Genomic DNA, 16717 nt, shown 5'->3' with positions numbered 1-16717 from the left:
GATTCCCGGCATGGGGGCAACATGCGACGAAAGCATAATGGGGAATGGAACAGAATCTCGCACCTGAGGGTTGTCCGAGCGCAATAATCGAGGAGACCAAATCGATGGCTGACGACCGTTTTACCAACGATCCGTATCGCCCGAATCTCGCCGATGATGAGTATCGCAACGCGGCGCGACGGGATGCCCAGCTTCAGGCCGATCCCGAGCTTGGTGAAGGCCCTGCCTCCAGCGGCAAGGTTGCGATGTTTGCAGTAGCAATTGCGCTGGTGCTGGGTGCCGTATTCTACGGCCTGAACAACACACACACCGGCAACGAGGCGAGCAACGCGCCGGCGACGCAGACTGCGCAGCAGGCGCCGTCGGCCAATCCGGCGGCACCTCCCGGCATGCGCGACGTGACGCCGCCGCGCACCAACACCGGGCCTGGCGTGACCACGGGCGCCGCGCCGAGCAAGCCGGCCCCGGATACCCAGAAGCCGTCTGACGGCGCGAAGTAACGATTTGCAACAACATGCAACAGCGGCGGGACTCACGTCCCGCCGTTTTCGTTTGCCTCTACCGTCTGAGCATGATCTTTTCGGAGAACCGCTGCACACTTCTCCGGATCATGCTCTAGCTGAACATCTTGTTGAGCTCGCCGCCGGGATAGCCGCTCCCGAGTTCCGCGAAGGTGCCCTTCTCCGCCATTTCCTTGGCGGCCCGCATGAAGCCGCCCCAGGCGGCGCGTGCGAGCGAGCCGCCGACGCTGATCCGGCGCACACCGAGATCGGCCGCTTCCTGCAATGACAGCCCGGAGCCGCCGATCAACAGGTTGAACGGTTTGGGATGCACCGCCTTCACCACCGCGGCGATGTCCTCGCGGCTCTTCAGGCCCGGCGCGTAAAGGCAATCGGCGCCGGCATCGGCGTAAGCGGCGAGCCGGTCGATAACGAGCTTGAGGTCCGTCACGCCCCACAGATATGCCTCGCAGCGGCCCACCAGCAGCGTGTTGCTGTCACCGATCGCGTTCCGCGAAGCCCTGATACGCTCGACCGCGAGCGCGCGCTCGTAGATCGGCTTGTCCTTGTCGCCCGTGGAGTCCTCGATCGAGAGACCGGCAACGCCGGTGCGCACGCAGCGCTCGACATTGTCCGCGACCTTGTCGGGTTCGACCGCGAAGCCGCCCTCGAAATCAGCATTGACGGGGATGTCGACGGAGGAGCTCAATGCTGCCAGATGCTGACAGACGTCCTCGACCGAGACGCGGTTGTCGGCCTTGCCGATGGTCCATGCAAAGCCCGCGCTCGACGACGCAAGCGCCTTGAAACCGAGATGCTGCAATGCTTTGGCGCTACCGACGTCGACCGGATTGGGCAGGATGAAACAGCCGCTCTCGTGCAGCTTCCTGAAGATCGCGCGCTTGTCAGCAATTGTCACCGGCATGTTTCTCTCCCTTGTTGGTCGCGCAGAGATGGGGACGTGCCGCCGCGAGCGCTAGTGCGCGTCGTGCACCGCGCGGCTGTCCTTCGGCGCCTGCTCGCGATCATTCATGCTGTAGTCACGGATGACGCTGGCGATACGCAAATGATAATCGGCGAAGATTTTTGCGCGGCCCTTCGCTTGCGTGCGCCGGTGCTCCATCGTGTTGCGCCACGCCTGAACCGCCGCCTCATCCCGCCAGAACGATATCGACAGGATCTTGCCCTTGTCGGTCAGGCTCTCGAAACGCTCGACCGAGATGAAGCCGTCGATGGTTTGCAGGATGGGCTTGAGGTCGGCCGCGAGGTCGAAATAATCCTGGCGGTGTTCCGGCTTCGGCCAAACCTCGAAGATCACGGCAATCATGGGCATCTCTCCTGTCATTGATGGCCTATAATACCACCTACAAGATCACTTGGCGCAGAAACGTGCGCTCTTCGGCGAGGATGAATTTGTGCTCCTCGGCGAAGTGGAAGTTTGCCATGCCTTCGGTATCCTGACGCAGCCGGGCGCGATAGGCCTCGTAAGCGGCCAGACTCTCGAAGGTGATCAGCGCAAACGCGATGTTGTTGGTGCCCTCGTGCGGCATGAAATAGCCGATCAGGTCGCCGCCGCATTTCGGGATGATGGTGAGCCAGCGCTTCGAATACTCCTCGAACTGCGCGCGCTTGAACGGATCGAGTTGGTAGCGGATGAAGACGGTGACGGACATGATGAGCTCCTGTTTTCTTCGTCATTGCGAGCGAAGCGAAGCAATCCAGAGTGCCTCCGCGGAGACATGCTGGATTGCTTCGTCGCTTCGCTTCTCGCAATGACGACGTGGTGAAAGAATACGCGCTTGCCCGACCGCGATGCTTCGGCTATCATCGAAGTATGAAGTCAGGCCCAGACATTGCCATGATCGCCTCGCTGGTCGGCGATCCCGCCCGCGCCAACATGCTCACGGCGCTGATGAACGGCCGCGCGCTCACCGCGAGCGAGCTGGCGCAGGAGGCCGGCATCACGCCGCAGACCGCAAGCTCGCATCTTTCCAAGCTTGAGGCCGGTGGCCTCATCGAGCCGGAGAAACAGGGCCGCCACCGCTACTATCGCCTCACCGACGACGACGTCGCTGGCGTGCTCGAAGGCCTTGCGGGCCTCGCCGCGCGGACCGGCCATATGCGGGTGCGCACCGGGCCGAAGGATCCGGCGCTGCGGCGTGCGCGGATCTGCTACGACCATCTCGCCGGCGATCTCGGCGTGCAGATGCTCGACACCCTGCGCGCGCAAAACCTGGTCAGGCAGAAGAAGCAGGACATCGAGCTGACGGCGGAGGGCGAGCGCTTCCTGGCCAAGCATTTGCAGATCTCGCCCGACATGCTCACCCATCCGCGCCGGCCGGTCTGCAAGGCCTGCCTCGACTGGAGCGAGCGGCGCCACCATCTCGCCGGCACGCTTGGTGCCGCCATGATGCAACGTTTCGCCGACCTGAAATGGGCCGCCCGCGACGCCACGCCCGGCAGCCGCGTGGTGAATTTTACGCGCAACGGCGAGAAGCAGTTTGCGGCGTTGTTCGGTGATGGGCGGGAATAAACACAAGTCCGTGTGAACGACGTCTCTCGTCGTGGCCGGGCTTGACCAGGCCATCCACGTCTTTATGCGAACGATCGTTCCGTGACCTTCGATCGTTCGGTGACCTTCAGAGACTCCCATGAACCGCTTCGCTTTGGCCGCGCTCGCCGCCGCCCTCATCGCCTCTCCGCTCACCTCCACTCGCGCCGCCGACACCGCCTCGCGCGAGCCCTACGGCATCGCGCTCGAAGGCTTTGCCTATCCCTACCCCGTGCAATTGCTGCCTGTGACCAATGACGGCGAGCAGCTCAGCATGGCCTATATGGATGTTGCGCCTGCGCGGCCGAACGGCCGCACCGTCGTGCTGCTGCATGGGCGCAATTTCCCGTCGAGCTATTGGGCGCCTGTCATCAAGATGCTGAGCGAGGCCGGTTTCCGCGTCGTGGTGCCGGACCAGATCGGCTTCGGCAAATCCTCCAAGCCGACGGGTGAGCTGCATTTCGACACACTGGCACGCAATACGATGGCGCTACTCGATCATCTCAAGATCGAAAAAGCGGAGATCGTCGCCCATTCGCTTGGGGGCATGCTGGGCGTGCGCATCGCCCGCGCCTATCCCGACCGCGTCGCTCACCTTGTTCTGACCGCCCCAATTGGGCTGGAAGACTACCGCCTCTACGTGCCGCCGGCACCGACCGAGAAGATTTTCCAGACCGAAGACAAGCTCACGGCCGAAGGCTATCGCAAGCAGCTCCAGACCAATTACGCGATCAAGCTGCCGCCGGACGCGATCACGCCGTTCATCGACGCCCGCTTCAACATCAAGGGCAGTCCTGATTATCCACGCTGGCTGCGCGCCTTTGTCAGCTCCGGCCAGATGATCTATCGCGAGCCGGTGGCGCACGAGGTCGCGCTGATCACCGAGCCGACGCTGTTCATCATGGGTGCCGACGACCACAACGCGCCGGGCCGGCCGAACGCACCGGAGGCGCTGCGCGCGAAAATGGGGCAGAACGCCGAACTGGCTAAGGCGATGGCTGCGAAGATGCCGAACGCGCGGGCCGAGGTGATCCCGGACACCGGCCATCTCGTCTTCCTGGAATCACCGGAGAAGTACAAGGAGCTGGTGCTGGGCTTTCTCGGCCGCTAACGCCATTGCCGTCGCCTGAGGCGCCTGTGGGGAACGTTCATGCCTCATTCAGGTCATGATTGGCAGATTTGCGTCGCGTCGTGTCGGCATGTTGCGAGCTTTAACGTGTCGAATCGTGTCTTTGATTCATTGTGCGCCGAAAGCGCCAAGCCCTCCTAGAACCTGCCCCAATCCTGCCCGCCAAAGCTTGCCCCCAAAGCCTACCCCCAAAGACGAGAAGGAAGATCAAATGAAATACCTGTTTGCCGCCGTGATGCTGGCCAGCGCGGTCGTTGGTTTCAGCGAGGCGGCCAGCGCCGCAGGCGGTTGCGGCCCCGGCTGGCATCGCGGCGCCTATGGCGGTTGCCGGCCGATGCGCGGTCCGGTCGTTGTCCGCCCCCGTCCGATCGTGGTTGCGCCGGCCCCTGTCGTGGTCGTGCCGCGCGCGCGCGTGTGCCCCTACGGCTTCCGCTGGTACGCCGGCCGCTGCCGCCCGCTCTGATCTCGTTTTTTTCGCATAGCGAAATGGCCGCGCGGCGAAAGCCTGCGCGGCCATTTTCTTTTTGAGACGTCTCCAAACAGTTGGTCCGCATTCCTGCAAGCGGCTCCGAATCAAACGGGGGTCGCAACCGCGATCCCCCGTCCCGACGTCGATCGACGAGCGGTTACCAATGGCGGCGATGCCAGCGCCGGCGGCGCCAGCCCCAGTGACGGCGATGCCAGTGGCCGTGGCCGCGCCAATGCACCTGTTCCGGTTTCAATTGCGCCGCTTCATCGCTGCTGGTGACTGCGGGATGAGCGTCCGGATTGCGCTGCGGCATGCCGGGATCACCGAGCGGGTGCGTCGCCAGCGGCGCGGCCTGTGCGGCGGTGGTGAACGCGGCGGCTCCGGCAGCGACACCGATTGCAAATTTCAAAAAGTTCCGGCGCTCCATGGCATGTCCTCTGGCTATCGAGCAAGTGATGCAGAGGCAGTGTCGTGGTCACGACATGAACCAAAGCTGAATCCCGCATTCAGGTCAGTTGCGAAGTGAGAGGTTTCGTAGCTCCGACGCCGGACTACAACGCCGGTGCGCTATTTCCCAAACTCCTGCGCCAGCACCAGCGTTTCGCGTGTGCGCTTCACGTCGGGCCAATCTCGGTTGAAATCGGCGACCAGCTGCTTCAAGGCATCGCCCTTCAGCATCGCCGCGAGCTTGGCCTCGTCGTCGAACTGATACATGGCCTGATGCAGTGAGGGATCGTCCAGGCTCCAGAACCGCCAGGCTTTGCTCACACCGAACGCCTTCACCGCGTCGGGCAGATGTTCCGTCTCGTACCATCTGTCGAAGGCGGCGCGCTTGCCGGCTTCGGTGACGGTGGCGCGAACGACGAAGAAGGCTGACGGCATCGGAGTTCCTCCTGTTTGTGGGGTGAGATTAACCGGTTACGGCGCCGACGACAAAAGAGTTGGCATCACTGTCGGAACGCATCCGCTTCATCCGTCCTATGCCCAGACAGCACGGAGACACCACATGGCCGACCTCACCCTGACCACCTTCGATTGGGTTCCCGAGATGCCGCGCGGCTTCGTGCGGGACCTTCGCGTGCGCTGGGCCCTTGAAGAAGCTGCCTTGCCGTATCGCGTTGCGAGCGTGCCGTTCGGTGACCGCGACGCTGCGCATTTCGCGCACCAGCCCTTTGGGCAGGTGCCGTGGCTCACCGATGGCGACATCTCGATCTTCGAGAGCGGCGCGATCCTGCTCCATCTCGGCGAACGCAGCGCAAAGCTGATCCCGACTGATCCGCGCGGCCGCAGCGAATCGATCGCGTGGGTGTTCGCCGCACTCAATTCGGTGGAGATGCCAAGCCTGCCCTGGTCGATGCTGAAGTTCATGGGCGATGCGGGCGATACGCCGGCGTGGAAATTCGTGGACGGCTTCCTCAAGCTCCGCCTCAAGCATCTTGAGCCCGTGCTGGCCGGCCGCGAATGGCTGGCGGGCTCCTTCTCCATCGCCGACATCCTGATGTCGGACGTGCTGCGCCCCGTCGATCGCTTCGACGGTTTGGCGGAACATCCGGCCTGCCGCGCCTACGTCACTCGCGCTACGGCGCGCCCCGCCTTCGTCAAGGCCCGCGCCGACCAGATGGCGCATTTCGCCGCGGCGGACGCCGTACGATCTGCGTGACGTGCCTCACATAACTCGCCCGGCATTGGCCATACGATCGCGACCATCGGAACGAAGCAAACGGCTTCAATTATCAGGGCGGAAGGTGACACATGGCCCGCATCGAATATCTCAAAGACCAGCTTGCCCGCGCCGAGCGCCTGGCAAAGGCGATCCTCGACCAACAAACCGCGCAACGCCTTCAGGCGCTCGCAGCCGAATGCCGCACGGAGTTGCAGGTGCTGACGCACAAGGCCGCGGCATAAGGCAGCTCGTTACACGAGCTTCATCGGCGTATCGGCGACCACGCGAAGGTCGAAGCTGCTGATCAAAGCTGAACGGCGCGCCTCCGCAGCACCGATGGCCTCGTCAGTCTGTCGCAGCGTACTGACGTTCGAGCCGAGCGAGACGATCCCGCCGAGCACGAGAGCTACTGATCCCAGCGCGGCGGTCTGACCTGTCCCGAACAGACCGAGGATCGTGATCAGCAACAGTGCAGCCCCGCCACCAATGGCGATCTTGGACGCCAGAATATACTTCCGGCATCGCTCGGCAATCTCGGCCAGCGCCGCGATCCGGTCTTCAATGTCTGAAATCTCGTCGGTCGGATCGTCTTCGGTCATCGGATTTCAAAATTTGGGAAGCTCGATTGCGAATAAAGCCTAGCGGCAAAGTCCTTCGCTTAGCTAGGTAGCTTGCCCCCAACCGATTTATAGAATTCCGCAAGTTGGTTCGCTAACAGTGAGGCCAACAAATCTTCCATCTTCGAAACATCGGTCCGGCCTCCGCCGCGAAAGACCAAATCTGCTTCATCCAACGCGTCAAAATAGGGCTTTCGGTTGTCGATGATTTGATCTGGTATCGTTGGCGTGCCTGGCAGAACCGCACCAGCGCGAACCGAAAGCACAACATATGAGACAATTCGGGAGGTACGACCGTTCCCATCCGCGAACGGATGAATCCAGTTTAGCCGCCACATGACGTAAGCGGCGAGATGGATCGGCGTGCTAGCTTCCCAGTGATCATTGACGTAGTCGCACATGTCCTCAACAAGTTCGGGGACCAGATGTGCACCGACGGGCTCATGCTTACTTCCCTCGATGGCAACGCCACCGGGGCGATAGTTTCCAGCATAGGAGCTGATGCCTGCTAAGGCTTCTCGCTGCAAACCGAGGATGAGTGAGGGGCGGAGCTTGAATGAGCCCCGCTCAAAGGCCGTATGGATCGCACCAATGGCTGCGTCGTATTGGCGGAACCCGTTCCGAGCTTCCGCAGCGGCCTTCTGCTGAGGATCTGTAATTAACTCAGGTTCGAGCACGGCTATCGCGCCGTTCACGCTCTTCGCTTGTCATTTCTTTTCCTTGGCCAATTTTTCGGCCTCACGGTCCACCATTTCGCGCGTAATAAGCGAATTCTCGAAATGGGTGTTGCCATATACGAAGCTGCGCCGCTGCTCCTCCCGGTGTTCGGGGGACGGATTGGCGGTCTTCGCAGCTTCGATTAGTTTCTTGAGAGCGTCAGTCATCGCACCAATATAGTCGAGTCCGTTCAGGGGCACCACGCGATTTTGTACAGAATAGCCGCTGTAAGTTCCTCACAACGGCAAATTGTCGTGCTTCTTCGCAGGCGTTTCCACCTTCTTGTCCTTCAGCATCGACAACGCCCTTGCAATCCGTTTTCGCGTCGAGTGCGGCATGATGACGTCGTCGATGTAGCCGCGCTCGGCGGCGATGAACGGCGACAGGAAGCGGTCTTCGTACTCCTTGGTGCGGGCCGCGATCTTGTCGGGGTCGCCGATGTCGGCGCGGAAGATGATCTCGACCGCGCCCTTGGCGCCCATCACGGCGATCTGGGCGGTCGGCCATGCATAATTCATGTCCGCACCGATTTCCTTCGAGGCCATGACGTCGAAGGCGCCGCCATAGGCCTTGCGGGTGATGATGGTCACCAGCGGCACGGTGCACTGCGAATAGGCGAACAGCAGCTTTGCGCCGTGCTTGATCAAGCCGCCATATTCCTGCGCGGTGCCCGGCAGGAAGCCTGGCACATCCACGAAGGTGACGATCGGGATGTTGAAGGCGTCGCAGAAGCGGACGAAGCGCGCGGCTTTCCGCGAAGCATCGCTGTCGAGCACGCCGGCCAGCACCATCGGCTGATTGGCGACGAAGCCCACCGTGCGGCCGGCGATGCGGCCGAATCCGGTGACGATGTTCTTGGCGAAGGCGTCCGCGATCTCGAAGAAGTCGCCCTCGTCCACGACCTTCAGGATCAGCTCCTTCATGTCGTAGGGCTTGTTCGGATTGTCAGGGATCAGCGTGTCCAGGGACATGTCGACGCGGCCGATGTCGTCGAAGCTCGGCCATTCCGGCACGCCGTCGGTGTTGTTGGACGGCAGGAAGTCGATCAGGCGTCGCATCTGCAGCAGCGTCTCGACGTCGTTCTCGAAGGCGCCGTCCGCGATCGAGGAGCGCGTCGCGTGCACCGAAGCGCCGCCGAGCTCTTCCGCGGTGACGACCTCGTTGGTGACGGTCTTCACCACGTCCGGGCCGGTGACGAACATGTAGCTGGTGTTCTTCACCATGAAGATGAAATCGGTCATGGCCGGCGAATAGACGTCGCCGCCGGCACACGGGCCCATGATGACTGAGATCTGCGGGATCACGCCCGAGGCGAGCACGTTGCGGCGGAACACGTAGGAATAACCGGCCAAGGCAGCTACGCCCTCCTGGATGCGGGCGCCGCCCGCGTCATAGAGGCCGATGATCGGCGCCCGCGCCTTCATCGCCATGTCCTGAAGTTTTGTGATCTTCAGCGCGTGCGTTTCAGAGAGCGACCCGCCGAACACCGTAAAATCCTTGGCGAAGACGAACGTCTTGCGGCCGTTGACAGTGCCCCAGCCGGTGACAACGCCGTCGCCGGGCACCTTGTTCTTCTCCATGCCGAACTCGATGGAGCGGTGCTCGACGAACATGTCGAATTCCTCGAACGATCCCTTGTCGAGCAAGAGCTCGATGCGCTCGCGCGCGGTCAGCTTGCCGCGGGCGTGCTGCGCCTCGATGCGCTTCTCCCCGCCGCCGAGCTTTGCGCCGGCGCGACGGTCTTCAAGGGCGTCCAGGATATTCTTCATTTGCTCCCGCCAGTTCTTAGCCTAAATGCGATTGCCGGGGGTTCTAACACGGCATTTTGCGGGCCGGAAAGCCGCTTTCGGCGCCGCAGAGCTGCCTTGCCGCAGCGCCAAAGCGCAAGGAATTACAAAGTTTTGCCTGGGAGGCGAGCATGACCGAAGGAACGGCTGAGACGGGCGCGGCGACGGGCGGCGTCAACATCCTGCTGCGGCTGGAGGGCCTGACCTTGTTTGTGGGGATGGTGATGCTCTACTGCACCTGGGACGGCTCTTGGGCAGTCTTTGCCCTGCTCTTTCTAGTCCCCGATCTGAGTTTTCTCGCCTATCTTGCCGACGCCAAATTCGGCGCGCTGGTCTACAACGCCGCCCACAGCTACATGGCACCGGTCACGCTGATGACGCTTGGCTTTGGCTTCGCCTCGCCGCTCACCCTGTCCATCGCCTTGATCTGGCTCGCCCATATCGGCCTCGACCGGGCGCTCGGCTATGGCCTGAAATATGCGGCCGGGTTCGGCTTCACCCATCTCGGCCGGATCGGCCGGCAGAAGGACGCCTGACCCACTCCTCGCGCAATGACGAGCCTACGGCTCACCCGCCTTGAACGGCTCCTGCTTGTCCGGCGGCACCGTCTCTTCCGCCATCGCCAGCAGCATGGCGACCATCACATAGTTGCCTGCGAGCGCGGTGAGGTCGACGATCTGCTGATCGTTGAAGACCTTCCTGGCGCGCGCATAGGTTTCGTCGCCGACCTTCTTGGTCGTGGTGAGTTCGGTGACGAAGTCGTAGACGACGGTCTCGTCCTCGGCCATCTTCGACGGCCGCTTGTTGGCCTTCAGCTCCGCGATAATGTCGGCCGACAGACCCGCCTTGGCCGCGAGCGGCGCATGGGCGTACCACTCGACCTGCGAGCGCCACTGCCGCCCGATGATCAAAATCGCAAACTCGTTGAGCTTGCTCGGGACCGAGGTTTCCCAGCGCAGGTAATAGAACAGATCGAACAGGCGCTGGCCGAGCACGGGACTGCGGATCATCGGATTGTACGGACCGCCGATGCCGACGCTCGACACCTTCATGATCTGCTCGCCGAGCGGCTTCTGCTTGGCGTCGAGCTGGTCCATCGTGAGCTGCGGAAAGCGTGGCTCCTTGCTGGTGGCAGGCGCTGCAAACATCGTGGCGGCGAGCCAGCCGCCAGCTGCGGCAAGCGTGAGCGACGGCAGCCAGAGTGGCGCTGAGTTCATTTTGTCCTCCCGGTTTTTTTGTTGACCCGCGGGATGCTAGTCGAGCCGCTTCAGCGCGGTAGCGCTAGATCGCGCCAATCTCGGCAAGGCAGGCTTGCGTCAGCGGCATGCGCTCACCAACCAGACGCGGCTCTTTGCAATCCATGTTGAGCGCGAACACGGTGTGCGCTGCACCCTTCTCGGCCCAGCCCACCATCCAGCCAAGCGACGGCTCGCCGCGCTCGGCGCCGAGAAGTCCGGACTTTGCGCGGATGACGCTATCGCCGACCTTGGTCACCGGCAGGATGTCCGCGACGAGATCCTGGCTGCGCCTGGAAATCGGCAGCGCGCGGCGGCGCAGCCGGTCGACGAAATCGACCTGCTCGACCGGATCGATGCGCAAGGCGCCGGTGAGCCAGAACTGGTCGATGCCGCCGCCGATGTCGCGGTTGCCGTAGTCGAACAGATCGACATACTTTTGCATGCGCTCTTGCCCGATGCGGCGCGCGATCTCCTGATAGACCGGTACCGCGCTCACCGCGATCGCGCTGCGTAGCGTGTGATCCTTATTCCAGGCCTCGATCGGACGCTTCACGCCATCCCAGGGAAATACGTCCTTGTCGGGATCGGCGACGACGCCAGTTTCGAGCGCGATCAGCGAGTTCGGAATCTTGAAGGTCGAGGCCGGCAGCTTCGCCTCGCCCGAACGTTCCTTGTCGCTCGCGACGATCAGATAGTCCTCGACCTTGTAGCCGACGAACGTCCCGGCCGTGCCGAGGTCGGTGAAGCGCTTTGCGAGGCTGTCACGGATCTCGTTGCGTGGCGGCGCGACATGGGCGAATGCACGCGATGGCAAAGCGGCAGCTGCGGCGAGAAAGCCGAGGGTGGAACGGCGGGTGAGCACTGGCGGTGTCCGTTACGCGATGAAGATGGCCGCGACCATGCGGTCGCTATCGTGGTGAAACGATGACAGGTTATTTCTTGAGCATGATCTCTTCGGAAAACCGCTGCACACTTTGCGCTCACGCGGCCCTTCGGGTCCGGATCATGCTCTACCGCCTGCCCGACAGCCGCAGCACGAACACCAGCACTTCGGCGACGGCCTTGTAGAGATCGGGCGGGATCTCCTCGCCGAATTCGACCTTGGACAGCGCGCCAGCCAAGATCTCGTTCTCCTCGATCGGTATGTCGTTGGCCTTGGCGATCTCGACGATCTTTTCGCCGATCGTGCCCTTGCCCTTGGCGACGACGACCGGCGCGTTGCTGCCCTTCTCGTAATGTAGCGCAATCGCAAGCTTCGACGGGTCGCTCATGTGGCGCGATCCAGGAAGTGGCCGGCGCGGGCCGGTGCGGGCTGTGGCGGGGTACCATCGCGGACCAGGATGTCGCCGGGCTTGAGCTCGGCCCTGGTCATGGCCTGGTTGAGCTCGCCGATTCCTGCGCGGAGCTGCTGCGCCGTCGTCGGCCGCTCCGCCCACATCCGCACGAAAGTCTTGTCGCCGTTGAGCGTAATCAGAGCATGAACGGGGCCGGCCGGCTCGACATTGAGCGTGAAGCGCGCGCGCCATGCGCGCTTGGCGGGATCGGCGGATTCATTGCCGCCGTCGCGCGAGATTTCGAACTGCGCCATTGCGGTGCCCTGCGGCGTTGCGAAGGGAATCTCGAAATTCCACTGCGGCACGCTCGGATCGATCCTGTGACCGCTGGCGTCAATGCGATCAGGGAGCGAAGCAACCTGGAGCAAGGTCTGGCGCGCGATCGCGGCATCGGTGTCGTCGAGCAGCCGATGCACGGTCGCAGCAAGCGGAGTATCCGGTGCGAGTGATGGCGAGGCAATCGATTGCGGCGACGGCAACGCGCCGCGAACCGGCGGTGGCGTCGCGCGCGAGGCGGCTTCGAAAACATGTCCGTCAGGCACGGCCTTGTTTGAGCCCGGCACGTTGCCGGTCATGCGCGGCAGGCTCTGCGTGATCTCCTGCAGGAGGCTCGCGGCCAGGCCTGCGGTCATGGTTCGTGGCATCGCGGCCTGCGGAGAGTTGCCGGCGATATCGGCCAGTATGGTAGCCGCGAGATTGGCGCCGCGCGGTGGTTGGGCGATGTCGAGTTCGGTTGACGGCAATGCGGTCGGCGCGGCCTCACCTGATGCCGGAGCCGGCGCGACAGCGGCCTGCGGTGTCCCTGGGCTGCCGGCAGGAGTCGCGGCACCCTGTGGGGTCGCGGTATCGAGCGTCGTCAGCGTCTGTCGCAGCACCAGCAATGCCGCCTTCAGGTCGGGCATCGTGCCAGAGGACGGCGTCGCGCCGGAGGCCAGCGACGCCTCGAGGAACAGGCCGGACTTCTGGAAGGCGGATTCGATGTCGCCGCCATCGAGCCCGGTGTCGAGCGGCGTCTGCTGCGCCAGCACGCCCAGCACCGCCTGCTTCAGCCCTCCCGGCAGATCGCTGCCCGTGACGACCGCTGCCAGATTGGCGAACAGCGGCGCCTGACTGCCCTGCTTGGTAACGGCCTCGGCCGAGGCCGTTGTGACGGCGACCTGTTCGGACGAGCTCAGGGTATTGCGGGCCGCGCCCGCCGACGGCACCAGCGACGGGCTGTCCACCAGCGAGGCCGCAGCCGGCGTCAGCGTGACCTGATCGGCCGTCGCCTCGCCTGCCCCGCCCATAATGGCGAGCCGGATGGTGCCGTCGTTCTGCGACATCGCGAGCTGGAGATTTTGCCCGGGCGACAGCGCCACCTCGGACATCACATCCATCGAGAGGTTGGCGATCGCGATCCGCACCAGATTGGCGGCGAGCACGCTGACGACTTTTGCGTCCACTACGCTGCCGGCCTGCAGCACAAGATCAGGCGTCGCCGCATCAGCAACAGGGCTGGCAGTGCTGACGGGAACAATCGAGCTTATCGGCGTCGGCATCTTGGGGCGGCCCAGGGAACGCCCATCCTAAGGGACGCCTCGTAAACCTCTCGTTAAGGACCTTCGGCCGTGGGCGGCTTCACCGCAGTCAAAACCGCCACGGCAGCCTCGAAATCCCGCAGGCGGGCGACCCGGCGGCCGGCCGCCTCCTCGTCCGCGCCCCACTTCTCGACGTTCCAGTCCTCGTCGACATGAGCGGCCGCCCAGACCTGGCCGGCATCGCGGACGCCGTGGGCCAGCGCCAGCGCCAGCAGCGCCGAGCCGGTCAGGGTCGTCACCACATGGAGCGCCGCGACCGACCAGGCATCCCGCGGCAGCGCAGCGCGCGCGGCCTGGACCGCCTCGTCCGGCTGCTTCACATGCATGATGCCCTCGGACAGGATGAAATGCGCGCCCAACGCCTCCGCGGCCCAGAACAGCACGGGGTCCCAATGTGCGGCCTCGCGGGCAACCAGCCCCTCCGGATCGCCGGCGCGATAGAACAGCAGATCAGTCCGAAGGTATTTCGCGAGATCGTCGCTGACGAGATCGACGCGATCCACGACGCCCTCGACCACGCTGTTGGCGATCCGGGTCAGCGGCATGGTCATGGGATTGATCGTCTCGCCCTGAGCCGCCCATTCCGCGGCGACCGCATCGGCCAGCGCGCGCGACGGGATCACGACCTGGCGGCCGGACGGCGTACGGATCGGCTTGCCGTCGAGCGTGATGGCGAAGCCGCCCTCGGCCTCAGCAACGCCGGCCTCCTTGTAGAAGCGCTTGCGCTGCGGCGCGCGCGCGGCCTGGCGGACCGATTCCTGCGGATCAAGCGGGGGGCGCCCCGCAGCTTCATCGAACAATTCGCGCATCTCGTTTTCGGTCCCGATCACTCAATGCTAGGCTTGTAAGGTAAGACCGGCCGCCGATAAAGCGAGCGGGAGGTATGAGGGAACTTGCGGGCATTGTGTCTCTGCTCGCCGGGTTTTGGCAGGCCACGGCGGAGGCCGGCTTTCGGACTCCGGAATCGGTGGTCCGCAACGTCTACGCTCATTACGGCCAGGGCGCGCCGGAGCGTTCGAAAGGCCTGCCACGGGATGCCGCCACCGCCCCGCAATTCTTCGACCCTCCTTACGCAACGTGTGGTCCATGCCGCGGGTCGAGCCCTACGATTTCCTGGTGCAGAGCCCGAGCTGGAAGCTCGGCCCCGTCGCGATCGCGATCATTCGCATGCAATACGACACGACCTATGTCGCGGCGAATTTCGACAACCGCGGCCGGCCGGTCACGCTGAACTTCATCCTGGTCAACGGGCCCGAGGGTTGGCTGATCACTGGTATCGAGAGCCCGGATGACAGCTTGCCGATATTTCTCGAGCAGTTTCGGAATTGAGGTAGTCTAGCCTATCTGGCGTTCTGTTCGCCGGCCATGCATTCATGGGGGCAAGCAATGGCTACATGCGACTATTGCGGTGGGACTTATAGAGGCTGGGCAATAAAGGACGGATCGTATCGCTATTGTAATGGGCTTTGTCACTCAAGAGGAAAGGCGTTGCTCAGCTGCCTCGACGGTTTTCCCTCCGACAAGTTGGATGCAATTATTGCGCGGGAGCACGCGGGACCTTGCCCGAATTGCGGTCAGAACCGTAATGTCGACATCTACGAGTCTCACAAAATACAGTCCTTCTTCGTATATTCATCGTGGCAAACGAGTTCTTTCGTTGCTTGCCAGACATGTGCTCATCAGCGGCAGAAGGAGGATCTATTGTGTTGCCTCTTGGCGGGATGGTGGTCTCCAAGAGGAATGCTCACTACCCCATTCTTTTTAGTATTCAACATTCTCGCGATGTTTCGTCGCCAGGATCCCGTAGTGGCGTCCGACCGGTTTCGCAAATTGATCAGAATGAACCTAGCCCGCCAACTTGCGAGCCAATAAGACAGCCCAACTACTCTTCCGGCGCGTTCTCGATCGGATCAAATCTGGTTGCATCGAGCCCGAGCAAATTCCACGACTGCTGCATGTGCTGCGGCAATGGCGCGGTGGCGTCGATCACGCCGCCGCGCGGATGCGGAATGACGATACGGCGCGCCAGCAGATGCAGCCGGTTTTGCAGGCCGCCCGGCAGTTGCCAGTTCTCGATGTTGAAATATTTGGGATCGCCGACGATGGGGTGGCCGATATGTTCCATGTGGGCGCGCAGCTGGTGGGTGCGCCCCGTCACCGGCTTCAGCGACACCCAGGTCAGCTTGTTGCCGGCAGTCTCGACCACCGCATAGTATGTCACCGCGTGGCTTGCGCCCTCGTCGCCATGCTGGGCGATGCGCATGATGGTGTCGTCCTCGCTTTCTTCCTTCGCAAGGAAGGTCGAGATGCGGCCCTGCTTCGGCTTCGGCAGGCCCGGCACCAGCGCCCAATAGGTTTTTCGTGCCGACCGCGAGCGGAACGCACCGGTCAGATGCGAGGCGGCGAAGCGGGTCTTCGCGACCAGGAGGCAGCCCGATGTCTCCCTGTCGATGCGGTGCACGAGGCGCGGCTTCTGACCCTTGGAATCGCGCATCACCTCGAGCATCTGGTCGATGTGCCGCGTCATGCCAGAGCCGCCCTGCACGGCGAGGCCGGCCGGCTTGTTCAGGACGAGAACGTCGTCGTCCTCGTAGATCGTCATTTCCTTCAGCGCGGCAAGCGTCTTTTGCGCTGCCTCCGACTGCGGATTGGGCGCCTTCGGCGTGTCGAGCTTCAGCGGCGGAATGCGGACGCTCTGGCCCTCCTCCAGCCGGTCCTTGCTGTCGACGCGCTTGCCGTCGACCCGCAGCTCACCTTTGCGGACGACGCGCTGGATGTGGGAGAACGACAGGCCGGGAAAGCGCGCTTCGAGGAAACGATCGACGCGCATGTTGTTCTCGTCGGCCGTAACCTTGACGGTCTCCACCTTGGTTGGCAGCAGCGCCTCGACCGGCTTTGGCGGCGCAGCCTGTTCCAGCGCAGGCTCCGACACACGCCGCTCAATGCGCTCGGCCGCAAAGCGCGGTGGCTTCGCGCCGGGCTTGCCGCCCGGCCGCGGCCCAGCTGTCTTCGCGCTGCGCGCCTTGAACGGGCGTGTTTCCTTGCGCTCATCGCGCGAACGGGGCTTTGGATCGGTTCTTTTGATGCGGCGGCTCATGGTGCCTGCCTAGCCCAAAAGTGCCCTTTCGTCACGAC

At 63.3% G+C, this 16717-nt stretch carries 22 protein-coding genes and 1 pseudogene; 8 read left to right on the top strand and 15 right to left on the bottom strand.

Translation table 11 applies throughout. The features are described 5' to 3' along the window. Window positions 1-104: 104 nt before the first annotated feature. Entirely contained in the window at window positions 105-500 is a 396-nt protein-coding gene (locus tag IVA74_RS07580; RefSeq protein ID WP_247341251.1) for a hypothetical protein, read from the top strand. Between the two features lie 115 nt (window positions 501-615). Here IVA74_RS07580 and IVA74_RS07575 read toward each other — a convergent pair whose 3' ends face one another. The 3 genes from IVA74_RS07575 to IVA74_RS07565 are packed head-to-tail and all read right to left on the bottom strand — an operon-like array spanning window position 616 to window position 2173. After that, complete coding sequence (locus tag IVA74_RS07575; protein WP_247341249.1) at window positions 616-1425, bottom strand: isocitrate lyase/phosphoenolpyruvate mutase family protein; 810 nt, start codon at window positions 1423-1425, stop codon at window positions 616-618. Between the two features lie 51 nt (window positions 1426-1476). Continuing rightward, entirely contained in the window at window positions 1477-1827 is a 351-nt protein-coding gene (locus IVA74_RS07570) for an antibiotic biosynthesis monooxygenase (protein ID WP_247341247.1), read from the bottom strand. Between the two features lie 37 nt (window positions 1828-1864). Further along, complete coding sequence (locus IVA74_RS07565; RefSeq protein ID WP_247341245.1) at window positions 1865-2173, bottom strand: NIPSNAP family protein; 309 nt, start codon at window positions 2171-2173, stop codon at window positions 1865-1867. 161 nt (window positions 2174-2334) lie between these two features. Here IVA74_RS07565 and IVA74_RS07560 point away from each other — a divergent pair, with 161 nt between their 5' ends. The 3 genes from IVA74_RS07560 (at window position 2335) to IVA74_RS07550 (ending at window position 4643) form a co-directional block, all read left to right on the top strand. Beyond that, window positions 2335-3033 carry a winged helix-turn-helix domain-containing protein gene (locus tag IVA74_RS07560; protein WP_247341243.1) on the top strand — a complete coding sequence of 233 codons (699 nt, stop codon included), beginning with the start codon at window positions 2335-2337 and terminating at the stop codon, window positions 3031-3033. 118 nt (window positions 3034-3151) lie between these two features. Then, complete coding sequence (locus tag IVA74_RS07555) at window positions 3152-4162, top strand: alpha/beta hydrolase (RefSeq protein ID WP_247341241.1); 1011 nt, start codon at window positions 3152-3154, stop codon at window positions 4160-4162. 229 nt (window positions 4163-4391) lie between these two features. Then, window positions 4392-4643 (top strand): hypothetical protein, encoded by a 252-nt coding sequence (locus IVA74_RS07550; RefSeq protein WP_247341239.1) that lies wholly within the window; start codon window positions 4392-4394, stop codon window positions 4641-4643. 163 nt (window positions 4644-4806) lie between these two features. On the opposite strand, the gene IVA74_RS07545 is transcribed toward IVA74_RS07550, so the two are convergent. Together IVA74_RS07545 and IVA74_RS07540 are read right to left on the bottom strand one after the other, a co-directional pair. After that, window positions 4807-5076: a twin-arginine translocation signal domain-containing protein gene (locus IVA74_RS07545; protein ID WP_247341235.1), complete on the bottom strand. Its 270-nt coding sequence runs from the start codon at window positions 5074-5076 to the stop codon at window positions 4807-4809. 140 nt (window positions 5077-5216) lie between these two features. Beyond that, on the bottom strand, window positions 5217-5531 hold the full coding sequence (locus IVA74_RS07540; RefSeq protein WP_247341232.1) for a hypothetical protein: 315 nt from the start codon (window positions 5529-5531) through the stop codon (window positions 5217-5219). 124 nt (window positions 5532-5655) lie between these two features. On the opposite strand from IVA74_RS07540, the gene IVA74_RS07535 reads away from it, so the two are divergent. Continuing rightward, window positions 5656-6309, top strand: a complete 654-nt coding sequence (locus IVA74_RS07535; protein ID WP_247341230.1) for a glutathione S-transferase family protein — start codon at window positions 5656-5658, stop codon at window positions 6307-6309. 92 nt (window positions 6310-6401) lie between these two features. Beyond that, complete coding sequence (locus IVA74_RS07530; protein WP_247341228.1) at window positions 6402-6554, top strand: hypothetical protein; 153 nt, start codon at window positions 6402-6404, stop codon at window positions 6552-6554. 9 nt (window positions 6555-6563) lie between these two features. Here IVA74_RS07530 and IVA74_RS07525 read toward each other — a convergent pair whose 3' ends face one another. The 4 genes from IVA74_RS07525 to IVA74_RS07510 are packed head-to-tail and all read right to left on the bottom strand — an operon-like array spanning window position 6564 to window position 9415. Continuing rightward, window positions 6564-6911 (bottom strand): hypothetical protein, encoded by a 348-nt coding sequence (locus IVA74_RS07525; protein ID WP_247341226.1) that lies wholly within the window; start codon window positions 6909-6911, stop codon window positions 6564-6566. Between the two features lie 59 nt (window positions 6912-6970). Then, on the bottom strand, window positions 6971-7624 hold the full coding sequence (locus tag IVA74_RS07520) for a Fic family protein (protein WP_247341224.1): 654 nt from the start codon (window positions 7622-7624) through the stop codon (window positions 6971-6973). Between the two features lie 12 nt (window positions 7625-7636). Then, on the bottom strand, window positions 7637-7849 hold the full coding sequence (locus tag IVA74_RS07515; RefSeq protein ID WP_247341278.1) for a hypothetical protein: 213 nt from the start codon (window positions 7847-7849) through the stop codon (window positions 7637-7639). A 33-nt stretch (window positions 7850-7882) separates the two neighbouring features. Continuing rightward, complete coding sequence (locus IVA74_RS07510) at window positions 7883-9415, bottom strand: acyl-CoA carboxylase subunit beta (RefSeq protein ID WP_247341222.1); 1533 nt, start codon at window positions 9413-9415, stop codon at window positions 7883-7885. A gap of 149 nt (window positions 9416-9564) precedes the next feature. Between IVA74_RS07510 and IVA74_RS07505 the strand changes: the two genes are divergently transcribed. After that, window positions 9565-9969: a DUF4260 domain-containing protein gene (locus IVA74_RS07505; RefSeq protein WP_247341219.1), complete on the top strand. Its 405-nt coding sequence runs from the start codon at window positions 9565-9567 to the stop codon at window positions 9967-9969. 24 nt (window positions 9970-9993) lie between these two features. On the opposite strand, the gene IVA74_RS07500 is transcribed toward IVA74_RS07505, so the two are convergent. The 5 genes from IVA74_RS07500 to IVA74_RS07480 form a co-directional block, all read right to left on the bottom strand. Continuing rightward, a complete protein-coding gene (locus IVA74_RS07500; protein WP_247341217.1) occupies window positions 9994-10650 on the bottom strand; it encodes a carboxymuconolactone decarboxylase family protein in 657 nt (218 codons plus the stop codon). Window positions 10651-10714: 64 nt separating this feature from the next. Next, window positions 10715-11533, bottom strand: a complete 819-nt coding sequence (locus IVA74_RS07495) for a penicillin-binding transpeptidase domain-containing protein (RefSeq protein ID WP_247341214.1) — start codon at window positions 11531-11533, stop codon at window positions 10715-10717. Between the two features lie 148 nt (window positions 11534-11681). Then, complete coding sequence (locus IVA74_RS07490) at window positions 11682-11942, bottom strand: EscU/YscU/HrcU family type III secretion system export apparatus switch protein (RefSeq protein WP_247341212.1); 261 nt, start codon at window positions 11940-11942, stop codon at window positions 11682-11684. Then, window positions 11939-13543, bottom strand: a complete 1605-nt coding sequence (locus IVA74_RS07485; RefSeq protein ID WP_247341210.1) for a flagellar hook-length control protein FliK — start codon at window positions 13541-13543, stop codon at window positions 11939-11941. Before IVA74_RS07485 ends, IVA74_RS07490 begins: the two co-directional genes overlap by 4 nt. Window positions 13544-13596: 53 nt before the next feature. After that, complete coding sequence (locus IVA74_RS07480; protein WP_247341208.1) at window positions 13597-14391, bottom strand: ATP12 family protein; 795 nt, start codon at window positions 14389-14391, stop codon at window positions 13597-13599. Between the two features lie 74 nt (window positions 14392-14465). On the opposite strand from IVA74_RS07480, the pseudogene IVA74_RS07475 reads away from it, so the two are divergent. After that, window positions 14466-14911: pseudogene (locus tag IVA74_RS07475) on the top strand (hypothetical protein). Window positions 14912-15464: 553 nt separating this feature from the next. Here IVA74_RS07475 and IVA74_RS07470 read toward each other — a convergent pair. Beyond that, entirely contained in the window at window positions 15465-16679 is a 1215-nt protein-coding gene (locus IVA74_RS07470; RefSeq protein WP_247341206.1) for an RluA family pseudouridine synthase, read from the bottom strand. Window positions 16680-16717 lie beyond the last annotated feature (38 nt).

It is taken from the genome of Bradyrhizobium sp. 132 (assembly GCF_023074185.1).
Lineage (GTDB): Bacteria > Pseudomonadota > Alphaproteobacteria > Rhizobiales > Xanthobacteraceae > Bradyrhizobium.
The sequence above is the reverse complement of the archived record's forward strand: the minus strand, read 5'-3'. Positions and strand labels throughout refer to the sequence as shown.